The 15,775-nt window shown below is 36.6% G+C and carries 17 protein-coding genes; 12 read left to right on the top strand and 5 right to left on the bottom strand.

What is annotated here, in order from left to right; genetic code table 11:
• Positions 1–263 precede the first annotated feature (263 nt).
• Together KW850_RS25325 and KW850_RS25320 are read left to right on the top strand one after the other, a co-directional pair.
• The gene (locus tag KW850_RS25325) at positions 264–572 is read left to right on the top strand and encodes a metal-sulfur cluster assembly factor (protein ID WP_218350534.1); all 309 of its coding nucleotides are present in this window, start codon (positions 264–266) and stop codon (positions 570–572) included.
• A 183-nt stretch (positions 573–755) separates the two neighbouring features.
• A complete protein-coding gene (locus KW850_RS25320; protein WP_218350533.1) occupies positions 756–1,886 on the top strand; it encodes a TIGR04053 family radical SAM/SPASM domain-containing protein in 1,131 nt (376 codons plus the stop codon).
• Positions 1,887–1,970: 84 nt separating this feature from the next.
• On the opposite strand, the gene KW850_RS25315 is transcribed toward KW850_RS25320, so the two are convergent.
• On the bottom strand, positions 1,971–2,663 hold the full coding sequence (locus tag KW850_RS25315) for a Crp/Fnr family transcriptional regulator (RefSeq protein WP_218350532.1): 693 nt from the start codon (positions 2,661–2,663) through the stop codon (positions 1,971–1,973).
• A 335-nt stretch (positions 2,664–2,998) separates the two neighbouring features.
• Here KW850_RS25315 and moaA point away from each other — a divergent pair, with 335 nt between their 5' ends.
• On the top strand, positions 2,999–4,015 hold the full coding sequence (gene moaA, locus KW850_RS25310; RefSeq protein WP_218350531.1) for a GTP 3',8-cyclase MoaA: 1,017 nt from the start codon (positions 2,999–3,001) through the stop codon (positions 4,013–4,015).
• A gap of 63 nt (positions 4,016–4,078) precedes the next feature.
• On the opposite strand, the gene ric is transcribed toward moaA, so the two are convergent.
• Complete coding sequence (gene ric, locus KW850_RS25305; RefSeq protein WP_218350530.1) at positions 4,079–4,774, bottom strand: iron-sulfur cluster repair di-iron protein; 696 nt, start codon at positions 4,772–4,774, stop codon at positions 4,079–4,081.
• Between the two features lie 248 nt (positions 4,775–5,022).
• Here ric and KW850_RS25300 point away from each other — a divergent pair, with 248 nt between their 5' ends.
• From KW850_RS25300 to KW850_RS25290, 3 genes are all read left to right on the top strand, one after another.
• The gene (locus KW850_RS25300) at positions 5,023–6,288 is read left to right on the top strand and encodes a molybdopterin molybdotransferase MoeA (RefSeq protein ID WP_218350529.1); all 1,266 of its coding nucleotides are present in this window, start codon (positions 5,023–5,025) and stop codon (positions 6,286–6,288) included.
• Positions 6,276–6,824 (top strand): molybdopterin-guanine dinucleotide biosynthesis protein B, encoded by a 549-nt coding sequence (gene mobB, locus KW850_RS25295; RefSeq protein ID WP_218350528.1) that lies wholly within the window; start codon positions 6,276–6,278, stop codon positions 6,822–6,824. Before KW850_RS25300 ends, mobB begins: the two co-directional genes overlap by 13 nt.
• 121 nt (positions 6,825–6,945) lie before the next feature.
• A complete protein-coding gene (locus KW850_RS25290) occupies positions 6,946–7,674 on the top strand; it encodes a YwiC-like family protein (RefSeq protein WP_218350527.1) in 729 nt (242 codons plus the stop codon).
• Between the two features lie 248 nt (positions 7,675–7,922).
• Here KW850_RS25290 and KW850_RS25285 read toward each other — a convergent pair whose 3' ends face one another.
• A complete protein-coding gene (locus KW850_RS25285; protein WP_218350526.1) occupies positions 7,923–8,615 on the bottom strand; it encodes a Crp/Fnr family transcriptional regulator in 693 nt (230 codons plus the stop codon).
• A gap of 273 nt (positions 8,616–8,888) precedes the next feature.
• On the opposite strand from KW850_RS25285, the gene KW850_RS25280 reads away from it, so the two are divergent.
• Entirely contained in the window at positions 8,889–9,068 is a 180-nt protein-coding gene (locus KW850_RS25280; protein ID WP_218350525.1) for a YjzC family protein, read from the top strand.
• A gap of 154 nt (positions 9,069–9,222) precedes the next feature.
• Positions 9,223–11,817 (top strand): ATP-dependent chaperone ClpB, encoded by a 2,595-nt coding sequence (gene clpB / locus KW850_RS25275; RefSeq protein WP_218350524.1) that lies wholly within the window; start codon positions 9,223–9,225, stop codon positions 11,815–11,817.
• 41 nt (positions 11,818–11,858) lie between these two features.
• Here the strand turns inward: clpB and KW850_RS25270 are convergent, their stop codons facing one another.
• Positions 11,859–12,044 carry a YjzD family protein gene (locus tag KW850_RS25270; protein ID WP_218350567.1) on the bottom strand — a complete coding sequence of 62 codons (186 nt, stop codon included), beginning with the start codon at positions 12,042–12,044 and terminating at the stop codon, positions 11,859–11,861.
• Between the two features lie 239 nt (positions 12,045–12,283).
• On the opposite strand from KW850_RS25270, the gene KW850_RS25265 reads away from it, so the two are divergent.
• The 3 genes from KW850_RS25265 to KW850_RS25255 all read left to right on the top strand — a co-directional run bounded on the left by KW850_RS25265 (position 12,284) and on the right by KW850_RS25255 (position 14,340).
• On the top strand, positions 12,284–13,006 hold the full coding sequence (locus KW850_RS25265; RefSeq protein ID WP_218350566.1) for an alpha/beta fold hydrolase: 723 nt from the start codon (positions 12,284–12,286) through the stop codon (positions 13,004–13,006).
• A 78-nt stretch (positions 13,007–13,084) separates the two neighbouring features.
• Positions 13,085–13,924 carry a hypothetical protein gene (locus KW850_RS25260; RefSeq protein WP_218350523.1) on the top strand — a complete coding sequence of 280 codons (840 nt, stop codon included), beginning with the start codon at positions 13,085–13,087 and terminating at the stop codon, positions 13,922–13,924.
• Between the two features lie 224 nt (positions 13,925–14,148).
• A complete protein-coding gene (locus tag KW850_RS25255; RefSeq protein ID WP_218350522.1) occupies positions 14,149–14,340 on the top strand; it encodes a ComZ family protein in 192 nt (63 codons plus the stop codon).
• 27 nt (positions 14,341–14,367) lie between these two features.
• Here KW850_RS25255 and KW850_RS25250 read toward each other — a convergent pair whose 3' ends face one another.
• Entirely contained in the window at positions 14,368–14,601 is a 234-nt protein-coding gene (locus tag KW850_RS25250) for a hypothetical protein (RefSeq protein WP_218350521.1), read from the bottom strand.
• A 207-nt stretch (positions 14,602–14,808) separates the two neighbouring features.
• Here KW850_RS25250 and KW850_RS25245 point away from each other — a divergent pair, with 207 nt between their 5' ends.
• Entirely contained in the window at positions 14,809–15,741 is a 933-nt protein-coding gene (locus KW850_RS25245) for a beta-ketoacyl-ACP synthase III (protein ID WP_218350520.1), read from the top strand.
• The last annotated feature ends 34 nt before the right edge of the window (positions 15,742–15,775 follow it).

Here is a 15,775-nt window from a genome sequence, read left to right as displayed (position 1 = left end):
TTTCATCACTAATAATGATTGTTGCTTTAGGAAAAAATTAATATACATGTTACACTGCGAATATAAATAGTACATACTTGTAGGAACTTTATTATTTCTATATTCACTATGTTAACAATTTTATATCAAAACTGTAAAAAAATTCACACCCAAGAGTATAAAAAAACTATATACTTTTTTTAACCAAGTCTCAATCTAGAAAAGAAGGTAAAGATATTTGCTATAATAAATTGGCATAAAGATATTGAAGGAGTGGAACAAAAATGAATGAAGAACTAAAAGAAAATATATTAGGTGCTCTAGAGTTAGTTATTGACCCTGAATTAGGCGTTGATATCGTAAACTTAGGATTAGTATACGATACCGAAATGGATGAGGATGGCAACGTAACGATTACGATGACATTAACTTCAATGGGCTGCCCGCTTGCAGGTACGATTGTGGATCAAGTCAAACGAGCACTGGCTGATATTCCAGAAATTAAAGAGGTAGAAGTTAATATTGTTTTCAATCCCCCTTGGAATAAAGAAATGATGTCCCGCTATGCGAAAATTGCCTTAGGAATTCGCTAAAATTTATTTGGACTTATCAAAAAAACAGCAGATTTTTTCTGCTGTTTTTTTTGCTTCACAATTCGTACATAAATATACGACAGGAATGTGAGCTAGTTCACTTTTTTTAAATATAAACACCATTATAATACAGATTAATAAGGCTAGTTGAGTAAATGAGCCGCTATTAGGAGGCGTATCAATATGGCTATTAGCCGAGACTTTAATAAAGATCCATTTATTGTTATTTGGGAACTCACAAGAGCTTGCCAATTAAAATGCCTGCACTGCCGTGCGGATGCACAATATAAAAGGGACCCACGTGAACTATCGTTTGAAGAGGGAATAAATTTAATTGATCAAATATATGAAATGAACAATCCGATGCTTGTTTTTACTGGCGGAGACCCTCTAATGAGAGACGATGTTTTTGAAATTGCAAAATATGCAGTAAAAAAGGGTGTACGGGTGTCCATGACACCAAGCGCAACACCTAATGTAACAAAAGAAGCGATTGAAAAGGCAAAAGAAGTAGGTCTATCTCGTTGGGCATTTAGTATTGATGGTCCTAAAGCGGAAATTCATGATCATTTTAGGGGAACAGCTGGATCATTTGACCTTACGATGGAAAAAATAAAATATTTGCATGAAGTTGGATTACCTATTCAGATAAATACGGTTATTTCCCGTTACAATATTGACTATCTTGATGAAATGGCAAAAATGGTAGAGGATTTAGGCTGTGTGTTATGGAGTGTCTTTTTCCTAGTTCCAACAGGAAGAGGACAAGAATCAGATATGATTTCTCCTGTTCAACATGAAAAAGTATTCAGATGGTTATATGATTTAAGCAAGCGCGTTTCTTTTGATATCAAAACAACAGAAGCAATGCACTACCGACGTGTTGTGATTCAACAAAAAATGCGTGAAGCGAAGGAAACAACAGATGAAATCGAGTATTTAAGTGCATTAACAGAAAAAGGGTTAACAGGCTCTATTGACGGTCTGGGACGTGCTCCAAAAGGTGTTAATGATGGAAATGGGTTTGTGTTCATCTCCCATATTGGGGATGTATATCCAAGTGGGCTTTTACCAGTTAAAGCAGGTAATATCCGAGAAACGCCATTAGCAGAAATTTATCGTGAATCACCGATATTCAAATCTCTTCGTAATCCAGATCTTTTTAAAGGAAAATGTGGCGTCTGTGAATTCCGCCATGTTTGCGGGGGATCAAGGTCAAGAGCTTATGCAATGACTGGAGATTATCTAGAAAGTGAGCCATTCTGCGTGTATATTCCCAAATCATTAAGAGAGAAGCAAGTACAGGAGAAGTAAGAAAAATAGTACAAGGCTGTCCCATTTTCGTGAGACCGCCTTGTTTGTAGTGAAAATGGAAATAAAATAGGATGGCTTCCCATCCTATTCAATGCTGCAATAGACTGCAGAACAATTTTCACAATCGATTTCATTTTTTAAGTATTGTAAATCCAAAATAGTTATTTTCCCTTTTTTAACGGAAATGATGTTATCCTTTTTTAGTTCGCTTAGGATTCGGTTGGTACTTTCACGTGATGTACCGCAGAAATTAGCCAGTTCTTGGTTTGTTAACGGCAGATCAATTAGGATTTCATTATCTTTTTGAATGCCATAACTATTTGACATACGGATAAGAGTGGAAAATAGGGCACCGCGTTTCCCATTTAAGACCAGGTCGCGAAATTTTGTTTGCGTTTTACGGAAATGGTCACTCATCCATTTCATGAATTCAAATGCAAGCTTACTATTTTGAAATATCTCACTTTCAATGACATCTTTTTTTATGGCGACAACTTCTCCTTCCTCAAGAACCATCGCACTTAATAGATATCTTGGATTATCTGTAAAAAGGGTTAATTCCCCGCAAATATCATTTTCTCCACAAATTCTTAATGAAAGTTCACGGCCATCTGATGTGATTTTACTAATTTGAACTTTTCCGGAAATGATAATGTAAAGTTCCTCGGCAACCATTCCTTCTTGAAATAGAAAACTCCCTTTTTCACTTTTAAATTTCCGGTCTGCAAATCTAAGCAATTCTTTTATTTCAATTGAATGAGTTGGTTTCATTGTCATCGGATTCACCCTCTACGTGTCATCTTTACTACTATCTTCCTGATGAACATGAATTGTTTGTTAGTAATATTTTATCTCATCAATAGCCAATAAAAAGAAGTAAACAATGACAATATAGTGAAAACTTTCGGAGGAAAAAATACTATTTTATAATCGACAATTTGATTATTGTCAACTTGAAAATCTTTCTCCAAACAATTATTTATAGACTGGAGAACATCTGCTAAGATAAGACTTATAGTAATAAATATGGTAATAGTGAATAAAGTAACAGTCTATCTAATGAATAACTGATACACTTAAAAAAGGTTCCATAAAATAATGGAGTTGAGAAAATGGAAAAAACCATTATTAAAGATAAATTAAATAGACCGTTGCATGACTTGAGGATATCCGTAATTGACCGCTGCAATTTCCGCTGTCAGTACTGTATGCCAGCAGATCAATTTGGTCCGGATTTTGAATTTCTGCCAAAAAGCGCCTTGCTGTCATATGAAGAGATTGAGCGTCTGGCGAAAATATTTGTCAGTTTGGGTGTGGAGAAAATCCGCTTAACTGGGGGAGAACCTCTTCTTAGGAAAGATTTACCTATTCTTGTTCAGAAATTGTCTGTTATAGAGGGGGTACTTGATCTTGGGTTAACGACCAATGGTGTACTCCTGCCGAAATATGCAAAAAAGTTAAAGGAAGCTGGTCTCAAACGCGTTAACGTTAGTCTTGATACGTTAAACGATGAACTGTTTGGGGAAATTAACGGGCGCGGAGTAGGCACAGGTCCCGTATTAGAGGGCATTGAAGCAGCCAAACAAGCTGGGCTTGGGGTCAAAATTAATATGGTTGTAAAGAAAGGTCTAAACGATACAGAAATTATTCCAATGGCAGATTATTGCAAAGAAAAGGGATTAGAGTTGCGTTATATTGAATTTATGGATGTTGGCGCTACAAACGGCTGGAAAATGGATGATGTCGTTACAAAAAAACAGATTTATTATTTATTAAAGGAACAATTTGAACTCGAGCCAGTTGACCCTGCCTATTACGGGGAAGTGGCAAAACTGTACCGATATAAAGATAAAGATGTGAACGTGGGCTTTATTACATCTGTATCCGAATCGTTTTGCACAAGCTGTACCCGGTCACGGTTATCGGCGAATGGTCAGATATTTACTTGTTTATTTAATGGAAATGGGCATGATATTCGGAACTTTATGAGAAATGGCGCCACTGATGAAGAAATCCGTGAGCGGGTGAGTGGCATTTGGAATGGCCGAGATGATCGATATTCAGACGAAAGAACGGCAGAAACGTATAAAAATCGTAAAAAAATAGAAATGTCTTATATTGGCGGTTAACCTCTCTTCATAAGAAGAGAGGCTTTTTGCACAAAAAAACAGCCTTTGAGGCTGTTTTAATCATTATATATACCTTGGAAATAGGATATTGTTTTCAAGATGTACATGCATAAAGGTTAATCCTTCTAATGCCTCAAGACGAGCATACACTAAACGATACGTACCACAGGCATCGAGAGGAAGTGTAAAGTCATCTGTTACTGCACGGATTTTTCTTAAAATTTCTCCTGCATGATCATGCTCTTTTTCTAATTCAACAATCATCGCAATAGCTTCTTCACGGTTCTCGATGGTTCCATCAGCAAGTTGCTTAATTAATGGAAAAACAATCGCTTCTTCTTTTGCCATATGCTCCAGCAATTCTTTTTTGAATTCATAAAAGAGTTCGTTAACCTTTAATAATTCTGGGTGATGTTCTCCATGGACACGAGATACTTTTGTTACATAGGGACTAAGCTTTGTTAGTTCCTCATCAGATACACGGTGGTAGTTGGAGATGACATGATTAATAATCGTAGCTGAATCAGAGTTCGTCCAAACTTCCACATCTTTTTCGGCGTTTTCGTATGTTTCAAAGACTCCTTGTAATTCTTTTAATAAAGTATCGAGGTTAAGATTATTTTGAGCCACTGCTTCTGTTAATGAAATGTTTCCTCCACAACAAAAATCTATTCGGTTCTTTTTAAACACATCACTTGTTTTTGGTAATTCGTTAACAATATCTTTAACTAATGAATTAGCGTTAATAGTGAAACTCATCGTATAAATCCTCCTTAATAAAAATCAAGTTAGTAAATCTAACCTAATCATAATTTAAATAAGAAAAAAATTTGGTGACCTACATCACACGTTCAATATGATTTTCATTTTTATTGCTACATTCTTTTAATTTGTGATATTTGATATGTTAGTAAGTTTTTAATAAGCTTATAATGGAAATTAATCATTGATAAATCGTACCTATCAATAAATGAAAGATACTTGTTTTAAGGCAGGAGTTGATTACTTTGTTCGAAAGAAGAAGGCCGATACCAATTAGAGAAGCGGTCGAAAAAATTATGGCCTATCAATTACAGGGGGTTACCGAACATATTTCAATTAATGAAAGCTATGGTCGTTTTTTATCCGAGGATTTAATTGCAACCAGTGATGTTCCTCATTTTGATCGGGCACCTTACGACGGCTTTGCAGTCAGGTCGATTGATACACGGGATGCCTCGCCATCCAATATTGTTGAATTTGAAGTAGTCGATCATATTGGTGCTGGATTGGTTTCAAAAAAAGTAATTGGAGCTTTCCAGGCAGTTAGAATTATGACTGGTGCGATGATGCCTGAGGGAACAGATGCAGTTGTAATGTTCGAACTTGCGCAGGCTTATGAAAAGAACGGGATTCCCTTTATGTCAATTAAACGCAGCTTTAACAAAGGGGATAATGTTTCGTTTAGAGGCGAGGATACTAAGGAAGGCAAAGTTTTGGTGAAGAAAGGGACGTTAATAAATCCTGGGATACAAGCCATGCTTGCGACGTTTGGATATGAACGGGTGGCTGTGGCGAAAAAACCACTTGTGGGTTTGTTTGCTACAGGGACGGAACTATTGGAAGTAAACGAGGCCCTTGTTCCAGGGAAAATCCGCAACAGTAATTCTCATATGATTGCAGCTCAAATAGAAAGAGCTGGGGGAATTGTACTCTATTTAGGAAAGCTTCCGGATGAGTTCGACACTTGCTTTGAAGCAGTGAAAAACGCGTTAAACAAGGTTGATTTGTTAATTACGACCGGCGGGGTTTCTGTTGGAGATTTTGATTACCTGCCCGCAATTTATAAAAAGCTAGGTGCGGAGGTTTTCTTTAATAAAGTTGCCATGCGACCGGGAAGTGTAACGACAGTGGCCCAGTATAATAGAAAACTTCTGTTTGGGCTTTCGGGAAATCCATCGGCATGTTATGTCGGGTTTGAATTGTTTGCCCGCCCAATTATTCGAAGAATGCTTTTTTCCGAAAAACCGCATCTTCGGAAAGAAAAAGCCCTTTTAGAAGTAGATTTTCCTAAAGCTAATCCGTTTACAAGGTTTGTTCGAAGTTCTACGTTTTTTGATGCAGGAAGATTAAAGGCAACACCGAGTGGACTTGATAAGTCTAACATTATTATGAGCCTTTCTGGGGCTAATTCGTTGATGATACTCCCAGGTGGAACGAGGGGCTATTTAGCTGGCAGTGAGGTTGATGTCCTACTCCTTGAAGATCAAGTCGGTAGTGAGTGGCCTTGGTAACGCCTGTTATCTTTCAGGTGGTTGGTTATCAAAATAGCGGAAAGACAACCATTACTTCAAATTTGATTAAAACGTTGGCAGCAAAAGGAGTAAAAACCGTTACCATCAAACATCACGGTCATGGCGGCAGGCCAGAAAAACCACCACTGAAAGATACAGACAAACATTTACATGCTGGGGCACTTGCTTCAATTATTGAAGGAAATGGAAGTATACTTCTCCAGGCAGAGAACCATTATTATTCACTTGACGACCAGATTGAACTGATGAAATTTTTTCAGCCCGATGTGATTATAATCGAAGGTTACAAGTTCGAGTCTTTTCCAAAGTTGCTAATAGTAAGAAGTGAAGACGACCTCCCTTTATTAAATAAAGTTTCTAATATAGCTGCTATTGTTTACTGGAAAGACAAACTGTATTTGAAAATCACATCTGAAACAAATGTTCCATGCTTTCACATTGATGATAAAATGGGAATCAGCTGGACTTTGGAGTTCCTTCTTAAGCTTGTTTATAAAAATGATCCGAAACGATAAAAACTCGTCACAAAAGAAGGCATTTGACCTTCTTTTTTCATAGGAATATGTGATATGTTTCACTTACTTTTCAACTTTGCGGGCTTATATTTAAGCTAGTCAAGGAAAAGGAGTGAAAAGGATGAAGTTATTTTTACCAAAACAACATGGTGCATGGGCAATGCTAATCATCCCTTATTGGCTGGGTGTCATTGATGGGGGATTTATGTGGAAGCATATCCCTTTTTTCATTGGCTGGCTCTTATTGTACTTGGGAACCTATCCGCTCCTCCTATTATTTAAACGAAAAAAAATCCGTTATTATACAAAATGGACGCTATTCTATATGATTCCGGCACTAATGCTATTTCTGATTCCACTGATGGAAAGACCGTCAATTATTTACTTTGGACTGCTGATGCTCCCGTTTTTTATGATTAATGCATATTATACTTCAAAGAATCAAGATCGGGCGTTTATGAATGATCTAAGTGCTGTTTTTGCCTTTTCAATGGCCGGATTAGCAAGTAGTTATTTAACACATGGTCTGATCGACATTCAGACATTTGTTTTCATATTTTTAACTTCAGTCCTATTTTTTGTAGGCTGTACATTTTATGTCAAAACAATGATAAGGGAAAAAAAGAACAAGCAATTTAAGTGGATTTCATGGTGCTACCATATCGTGTTAGTATTGTTTTGCTTTGGAGCTGGGGTTTGGATTGTTGCATTAGCATTTATTCCTAGTTTACTTAGAGCAATTATATTATATGGAAAACCCTTATCACCAAAACAAATTGGTATTTACGAAATCATCAATTCTGCCCTATTCTTTACGATAGCAGCTTATCAAATCGTCTTATTAACATAAAAAATCGGTCTAATGACCGATTTTTTTCTTTATTGTTAGGCTGTGTTAAACTTGCCTGTTGATTTCCCGCTCCAGGCGCTTTGCTTTCCGTGGGCGGTCCTGGGAGCCTCCTCGTCGCTGCGCTCCTGCGGGGTCTCCCCTGCCCCGTCCTCCCGCAGGAGTCTTCGCGCCTGGACGTAGATCAGCAGGGTGCCAAACTTAACAATAAGCTTTAACACAGCCTATTGTTAAGTTATTCTCTAGGCTATTTAATCCACTTTACAAATTTCCACAGGACAGTCCTCACAATCGATTTCTTTCTTTAAATAGTCTAAATCATGGATCGTAATCATGCCCTTATCAATAGATAGAACTCCACACTTACGTAAATCGCTTAACAAGCGATTGACAACTTCTCGTGAAGTACCGCAAAAATTAGCTAACTCTTGATTAGTTAGTGGTAACTCGATTAATATTCCATTATTTGTTTTAATTCCGTAACTATTGGAAAATCGAATTAGTGTGGAGTACAAAGCACCTTTTTTACCGTGAAGTACCAAATCACGAAACTTAGTTTGAGTTTTTCGGTATTGTTGGCTCATCCATTGTATGAATTCGAATGAAAGCGACAAATTTTGCGAAAGTTTTTCCTCAAGCGTTTCTTTCATAATGACGCCTACTTCACCACTCTCAATTACACGGGCACTTAATAAATATCTAGAAGAAGGGGAGAATAAGTTTAATTCACCGACAAAATCACCATGTGAACACATTCTAAGTGTAAGCTCTCTTCCATCAGGAATAATCTTGCTGATTTGCAAAATTCCGCTTTGAACAATGTACATTTCATCAGCAATAGATCCTTCCTGGAATAAAAAAGTACCTTTTTCAACTTTTTTTATATGGTGAACGGTATCAAAAAGATGGGACATTGTTACTGGTATTTCTTTTACTGACTGCATACTCATAACCACCTTTAAAGGTACGAAAATTTGATTGAAAAAAATTGGACAGTCAAGGTTGGATTTACAAGATAATACTATAATTATATTGTTTACAAAGATTAATTAGCAATAAATGAACAATAAGTTCATACAATCGTCATAACTTCGATTTGAAAGTTGGTATATTTCTTAGGAAATAATGTCGATTAGTAAATGAATTTGTAAGAAATGCCAATAATGACAGAGCGTGAAAAGGAAATAATAACATTGTGAAGAAAAGGAGGGAAAAGAATGGGACAAAATCGTCAGTTTAAATCAGGGAGTAAAGCACCTAATAATGGTGTATATATTGAAGTAGGAGATACGGGAAGCAACGTGAATAATCCTAAAAAGATTAGGCTAAAGGCGGGGGATACGTTCCCCGAGACATCTAATGATGAACGAGTTTGGACATATCAACGAAAACCATAACCATATACAGAAAAGGTCATCCATTGGGTGGCTTTTTCTTTTGTATACCCTGTAACTTTAAAGACGGCCAGTGCATTGTGAAATTTCCTTTTTGAACAGGATTGTTTTATAATAAAGATAAAGGTCAAAATTGGTCAAAGAGGGTGTTTGAAAGATGGATATGAACCGAATGACAGAACGTTTACAGAAAGGATTGATGGATGCTCAATCATTAGCTGTAACAAAAAATCATCAAGAGATTGATGAAGCACATTTATTTATTTCGTTAATGGGACAAGAAGATAGCCTCATTTCAGCCATATTAGAAAGAACGGGTGTATCTTCTGAAAGAACAATAAGGGAACTACTGGAATCCCTGGCTAAAATACCCGTGGTCACCGGTAGTGGAGCGGAACAAGGAAAGCTATATATTACAGCTAAACTGCAAAAATTACTTGTTAAGGCAGAAGAGTATGCGAAGAAATTTTCGGATGAGTATTTATCAGTCGAGCATATTCTATTAGCTGCAGTTTATTCTGATGACTCAGAAGTGAGAAAGATATTACGACTGGTTGAGAAACAACCAGAGGATGTTTTACAAGCTATTAAAGATATAAGGGGGAACCAAAGGGTGACATCACAAAATCCCGAAGCAGGCTACGATGCCCTAAAAAAATATGGACGGGATCTTGTAGCAGAGGTTAGAGCAGGAAAAATGGATCCTGTTATTGGACGTGATTCTGAAATTCGAAATGTCATTCGAATTTTATCAAGAAAAACAAAGAATAATCCCGTGTTAATCGGGGAACCGGGTGTGGGGAAAACAGCTATTGTTGAGGGGCTGGCACAAAGAATTGTTAGAAAAGATGTTCCAGAAGGTTTAAAAGATAAAACCATTTTTTCATTAGATATGAGTGCGTTAATTGCTGGTGCCAAATTTAGAGGTGAGTTTGAAGAACGACTAAAGGCAGTTTTAAATGAGGTTAAAAAGAGTGAAGGAAGGATTTTATTATTTATTGATGAAATTCATACAATAGTAGGCGCTGGGAAAACAGAAGGTGCGATGGATGCAGGGAATATGTTAAAACCAATGCTTGCACGAGGTGAACTTCATTGTATTGGTGCAACGACACTTGATGAACATCGAAAATATATCGAGAAAGATCCTGCACTTGAACGTAGATTTCAGCAAGTACTCGTCCGAGAACCAAATGTTGAAGATACCATTTCAATTTTAAGAGGCTTAAAAGAGAGATATGAAGTTCACCATGGTGTTAAAATTCATGATCATGCTTTAGTAGCGGCAGCAACATTATCTGATCGTTATATCACTGATCGATTCTTGCCAGATAAAGCAATTGATCTCGTCGACGAAGCATGTGCACTAATCCGTACTGAAATCGATTCTATGCCAACAGAATTAGATGAAGTAACACGCAGGGTTATGCAGCTAGAAATTGAGGAAGCTGCACTAAGTAAGGAGACGGATGAAGGAAGCAGGTTACGATTGGAAGCACTGCTAAAAGAGCTTGCTGAACTTAAAGAAACGGCCAATGAAATGAAAGCAAAATGGCTCCATGAGAAACATAGTATTCAAATCTTGCAGGAGAAAAGAGAGCAATTAGAGAAACTTCGCTGGGAACTTCAACAAGCAGAGGATAAATACGATTTAAACCGTGCTGCAGAACTTCGACATGGTCAAATTCCGTTAGCAGAAAAAGAGCTGAAAGAACTCGAAACAGCTACCGCTAAGGATGAAAGATTACTGCGCGAAGAAGTAACGGGGGAAGAAATATCCAACATCGTATCCAGGTGGACGGGTATACCGTTATCGAAACTAGTCGAAGGTGAACGCGAGAAGTTGCTAAAATTGGAATCGATCCTGCATGAAAGAGTAATCGGCCAGAATGAAGCTGTAAATCTAGTGGCAGATGCAGTTCTAAGGGCTCGCGCTGGAATTAAAGACCCTAACCGACCGATTGGATCGTTTTTATTTTTGGGGCCAACTGGTGTTGGGAAAACAGAGTTAGCAAAAGCATTGGCGGAATCTTTATTTGACAGTGAAGAACATATCATCCGTATTGATATGTCAGAATATATGGAAAAGCATGCTGTTTCCCGGTTAATTGGTGCCCCTCCTGGATATGTTGGCTATGAAGAGGGCGGACAATTAACCGAAGCAGTTAGGAGAAAACCATATTCGGTAATCTTAATGGACGAAATAGAAAAAGCACATCCTGAGGTCTTTAATATTCTTCTACAGGCCCTTGATGACGGAAGAATTACAGATTCACAAGGGCGCGTAGTCGACTTTAAAAATACGGTTATTATTATGACATCCAATATTGGTTCCCAATTTTTACTTGAACGAAGTGAGACAGAAATTGAAATCGCTGATACCGTTCGGGAAAAAGTGATGAGTCAATTAAGGGCTCATTTCCGTCCAGAATTTTTAAATCGAATAGACGAGACGATCCTCTTTAAGCCATTATCATTAGATGAGATAAAGAATATTGTTGCAAAAATGATGAGAGAATTGCAAAATCGTTTAAAACATCAACAAATAGATATTATCATCCATGAGGATGCAAAAGAATTTATTGCTGCAAATGGATTCGATCCTATTTATGGAGCTAGACCTTTAAAACGATTTATCCAAAGAAATATTGAGACCAAACTTGCCCGTGAAATTATTGCTGGCAAACTACACGATCAATCAAAAGTAGAGATAGGTATTAACAATGGGGAAATTTCTTTAGTTGTCAATTGATGAACCCAATAAAAAAGGTCATCCGCTAGGATGACCTTTTTTTAATGTTTTGAGACGGGCTCGTTTGGAATCAATGCAGTGATAACGTAAATCAAAATCGTTACCCCAACTGCAGCAATAGTACCAGTAACGAAATCATATTCAGCACCTGAAGTCATTGAGCTCACTACATATGTAAGCATTTGCACTAATAGAAATGACCAGAAAAGGGTCCAAAAAAATCGCATCATTCTTCACCTCTAACAACCTATTTTACATCTTTATTAATATTATCATATGATTCTGAAATGATAAAGTGAAACTTCGACCAATGGTAAGTTGTAGCATGGGGTTAATTAGTGGTTTTATTTTAATTGCAGACTTGTTTGATTTCCAATTGACCCATCCAAAAATAGGCAAAATCCCTTTCATCTTTGATATGGCGGCATACAATACTGTGAGGAAATATGGAAAAGGAGATTTATCGATGGAGAATCGCAATTTTCAGATGGATACCCAATGGAATATTATTCATTACCCAGAAAAGCCTACAGGATTTGGGATCTTAATCATTGGAGATGAAAGGCATTTTGTTGATGACTGTAAATGCTTTTGGACACAAAATGAAGGTAAATTAGCCATTATCAACAAATTGAAAGAAAAAGGGTACACCATTTTTTCCTCAAATCTTTATGGGCGAAACTGGGGGAGCGACAATGCTGTTGAACTTGCTCAGCGGTTATATCAGCATGTAATACGAAGCGAAATTCTTAATAACAAAATTCATATTTTGGCTGAAGGTATGGGGGCACTGGTGGCATTAAAATTAATGGACAAAATGAAAGACAGGGTTAGATCGGTCATTTTGCTAAATCCGATTCTATCCTTAAAAAATCATCTTGAACAAGAAAAGGAACATAAATTTTTTTATAAAAAGTTACTGAGAGAATTAGCATTAGCGCATCAAATGGATCAGAAGGTACTGGAAAATACAATTATTAGTATGGAAGAATCGATAAATCATCCATTTGATTGTTCCGTTAAAATAATCCATGTTCTATCCGGAGGAAAATCGTATAACCAATCTAAATTGTTTCACAAACTTTTTAGTGGTTTAGAAATAAATCCAACGTTTATTCTTCCAGAAAAGAAACAACAACTAGGAAACATAATGATAAAGTTTTTTAACAGCCATGAATCTGTGTTGTAAGATTCATCCTCCCCACAAGAAATAATTCCTTCGTGACGCGCATAGGATTCATTAAGGTTAGTGTGGGGAGGAAGATTAATGGACAAGGCAAATCTATTTGGTTTGTATGACTTTGTAAATTTTCATATTTGCAAAAGTTTGTTAAATAAAGGGGTAGAAGTTATTGGCGTTCATTTAGAAGAACCGGATAATCAATCATTTCTAGAAGAAAAAAGATTTGAGGTGGGCCGGAATGCCAATTTGTTAGAGCAATCAATATTCGAATGGGAAATTCTTCAAGAGAAAGAAGAGAATGATACCTGTCTAATCATATCAATCTTTGACCTTTTTATGAGCAAAAAAGAACATATCTTACAGGATAAAAAAGTAACCAAGCGGATTATTGAATATTTGGTGGACAGTAAGAACGTAAACAATACTGTTTTTATTCTTCCTATTCAAATGCTTACAAAGACATTTAAGGGTCAAGAAATAGAGGAATTCTTAAGTTTAATAAAAGGGTTAGGAAAAAATACGCAGTTTATTTACCTGCCTGCAGTTTATGGTCCATGGCAATCGTCTGCTTTTTTGTTTCAAAAAGTTATGGTTTCAAAATACCAAGAAATAAATATAACAAATGACGAGCGCGAATGGACAGATGATGCCCTATTTATTAATGATGCATTGGAATCGATTTTAGAAATTATTGAAAAAGGAAAGTCAGGCAGTTATTTGCTTGAAAGTGGAAGGAACAATTATTGGTCAAGCTGTGCTGATTATCTAAATATTCCTGAACATCTTGTCAGTAAAAATAGGGCTGAATCATTACTTTTAAATTCTGACATTAAAACAATTGCGGTTAAAAAAGTAACCCCAATGATGAAATCAATTCAAGAACAATTGGAACAAGTGCAACGATTGTATGCAAATCGTTTGTAAAAGGTCGTGATTTTTGTATAGAATATGTTGGAAGTGGGATGATGAAATAAAGGAATTCTTTTAGTTAAGGCTATTTTCGCATAGATTGTTGTTTTTCGTATAAGTTCATCAACCCGTTTAACTAGTTCTTTCGTGGCAACTTTTTCGTAAGAACATATGTGAAAATTGCCTAGAAACAAAGTTTACGAAAAGAGCCTTAGCTAATGACATACGAAGGAGTATATATGAACAGTCAAGATAAAACGTTAGAATTTATGCAGATCGCGATGAAATACTTACCTGAAGCTAAAGAACAATTAGACAAGGCTGGCGTGGAACTATCGATGGAGTTAATCGAGCCGTTTATGAATCTTTTTACAAAGGTCATGCAAGAAGCATATGAACTTGGGGTAGCTGAAGGGAAAAAAGAAATCTAAAAAGAAATAAGCTCTCGATTCGAGAGCTTATTTCTTTTTTAATATTTGTCCTAATACTGATTGTACGACGGGTTTTAAACTACCTACTGATTCAATAATCTTATCAATTGAACTTAAAATCTCTTCATAATCAATTGAGGATGAATTGGTAGAAGATTCTTGGGAATGATAATCCTTTCGGTGTTGTTCGCCACGTGTACCAAACATGAAATCATTAAAACGCTCAAGATTCTTCTGGTGATTTTGACTATTGTCTCCCATGATTAATATGGCTCCTTTCAGATTACTCCATAGGATAGAATATGATTAAACGAATAAAAGGTATGTACATTAGCGGAGGAATAAAAATGAAGAAGAAACAGTTGCTTAAAATGGGTTCCATTTGATAAAATTAGTACCAAGTCATAAGAATTGATATTAAACAATAGGATATAGAGAATCTTTCCATAAATAAAGGAGATGGAACGTGTGAAAGCAGGGATTGTAGGTATCGGTAGATATTTACCAGAAAAAATTGTTACCAATAAGGATTTAGAAAAGATCATGGATACATCCGATGAATGGATTCGTACAATGACAGGAATCGAAGAAAGAAGAATTGCTGCGGATGACGTCAATACTTCGGATATGGCTTTTGAAGCAGCCCAAAAAGCTATAAAAGATGCAGGTATTACTGCTGATGAAATCGATTTAATTTTGGTAGCAACGGTTACTCCAGATACTCCTTTTCCATCGGTTGCCTGCAGAATTCAAGAAAGGCTGGGAGCAACCAAGGCAGCTGCAATGGATGTCAGTGCAGCCTGTGCAGGTTTTATGTATGGGATTGTGACCGGGAAGCAATTCATTGAAACAGAAGTTTATAAATATGTCTTAGTGGTTGGTGTGGAAAAACTTTCGAAAATTACTGACTGGTCTGACCGTAATACTGCGGTATTATTTGGGGATGGGGCTGGAGCCACAGTTATCGGTCCAGTGTCAGAAAATCGAGGGATTCTTTCCTTTGAACTTGGTGCTGATGGGACTGGATCTAAACACTTGTTCCAGGATGAATATATAATAATGAATGGTCGCGAAGTGTTTAAATTTGCTGTAAGGCAAATGGGTGAGAGCTGTATAAATGTTCTCGAAAAAGCAGGATTATCTAAAGACGATGTCGATTTCTTAATTCCTCATCAGGCTAATATTCGTATTATGGAAGCATCAAGACAAAGATTAGAATTGCCTGTTGAAAAAATGTCAAAAACCATTCATAAATATGGTAATACATCTGCTGCATCAATTCCAATTTCGATTGTGGAAGATTTAGAAGAGGGAAGAATTAAAGATGATGACATCATCGTCATGGTAGGTTTTGGCGGAGGCCTAACCTGGGGTGCGATTGCCATCAAATGGGGAAAATAAAGGATACATTTTTGAAAAAGTTAAGAAATGAAGG

The sequence above is a fragment of the Bacillus sp. sid0103 genome, assembly GCF_019219025.1.
This window is presented reverse-complemented; position numbering and strand designations above follow the sequence as displayed.

Coding starts and splice junctions, on each gene's coding strand:
- KW850_RS25250 (WP_218350521.1), bottom strand. CDS start 14,601: ATGGGAGACAATAGTCAAAATCACCAGAAGAATCTTGAGCGTTTTAAT.
- moaA (WP_218350531.1), top strand. CDS start 2,999: ATGGAAAAAACCATTATTAAAGATAAATTAAATAGACCGTTGCATGAC.
- KW850_RS25320 (WP_218350533.1), top strand. CDS start 756: ATGGCTATTAGCCGAGACTTTAATAAAGATCCATTTATTGTTATTTGG.
- ric (WP_218350530.1), bottom strand. CDS start 4,774: ATGAGTTTCACTATTAACGCTAATTCATTAGTTAAAGATATTGTTAAC.
- KW850_RS25265 (WP_218350566.1), top strand. CDS start 12,284: ATGGAGAATCGCAATTTTCAGATGGATACCCAATGGAATATTATTCAT.
- KW850_RS25280 (WP_218350525.1), top strand. CDS start 8,889: ATGGGACAAAATCGTCAGTTTAAATCAGGGAGTAAAGCACCTAATAAT.
- KW850_RS25255 (WP_218350522.1), top strand. CDS start 14,149: ATGAACAGTCAAGATAAAACGTTAGAATTTATGCAGATCGCGATGAAA.
- KW850_RS25270 (WP_218350567.1), bottom strand. CDS start 12,044: ATGCGATTTTTTTGGACCCTTTTCTGGTCATTTCTATTAGTGCAAATG.
- KW850_RS25315 (WP_218350532.1), bottom strand. CDS start 2,663: ATGACAATGAAACCAACTCATTCAATTGAAATAAAAGAATTGCTTAGA.
- clpB (WP_218350524.1), top strand. CDS start 9,223: ATGGATATGAACCGAATGACAGAACGTTTACAGAAAGGATTGATGGAT.
- KW850_RS25290 (WP_218350527.1), top strand. CDS start 6,946: ATGAAGTTATTTTTACCAAAACAACATGGTGCATGGGCAATGCTAATC.
- KW850_RS25285 (WP_218350526.1), bottom strand. CDS start 8,615: ATGCAGTCAGTAAAAGAAATACCAGTAACAATGTCCCATCTTTTTGAT.
- KW850_RS25260 (WP_218350523.1), top strand. CDS start 13,085: ATGGACAAGGCAAATCTATTTGGTTTGTATGACTTTGTAAATTTTCAT.
- KW850_RS25325 (WP_218350534.1), top strand. CDS start 264: ATGAATGAAGAACTAAAAGAAAATATATTAGGTGCTCTAGAGTTAGTT.